1 protein-coding gene is annotated in these 578 nt (G+C 79.2%); it reads right to left on the bottom strand.

The features are described from left to right. Positions 1 to 38: 38 nt before the first annotated feature. The coding region (locus tag ABD317_RS37580; RefSeq protein WP_344296642.1) for a zinc-binding dehydrogenase at positions 39 to 578 on the bottom strand (540 nt) is incomplete at its 5' end.

The following is a 578-nucleotide window of genomic DNA, read 5'->3' as shown; positions in this document are numbered from 1 at the left end:
GGCGCCTCGCGGACGGGCGCGGGGCGCGGACGCGGCCGTCAGCCCGTCCCTCCCCGCGGCGTGCCCGCGGGGACCACGTGCACCTTCGGGCCCGGGCCCGCGCCCGCGGGGCGTACGCCCGACAGGACGGCCGCCGCGCCGTCCAGGCCGATGGTCGCCGCGATCAGCGGGCGCGGGTCCACCGCCCCCTCCGCGTACGCGGTGATCGTGTCCGCCAGGCCCGGGGACGCGCTCAGGACGCCCACCGCCGTGGCGTCCTTCAGGGCCAGGACGCGGGTGTCCAGCAGGCTCGGGGTGCCGGCGAGGCCGATGAGGACCACCCGGCCGCCCGGCTCCACCAGCTCCACCGCCCGCGCCGGCAGCGACTCCGCGGTGGAGGCGTCGACCACCGCGTCGTACGGCAGCCGCGGCAGCGACTCCGCCGTCCAGCAGCGGTCGAAGCCCAGCGACGCCGCGAACTCCAGCGTCTGCGCGTCGCGGCCGAGCACGTGCACCTCGGCGCCCGCCCGCCGGGCGAACATCGCCGCCAGCAGCCCGATCGTCCCCGGCCCCGCCACGTCGCCTTGTGCACCCGAAAC

It is taken from the genome of Streptomyces synnematoformans, assembly GCF_039531005.1.
Lineage (GTDB): Bacteria > Actinomycetota > Actinomycetes > Streptomycetales > Streptomycetaceae > Streptomyces > Streptomyces synnematoformans.
This window is presented reverse-complemented; position numbering and strand designations above follow the sequence as displayed.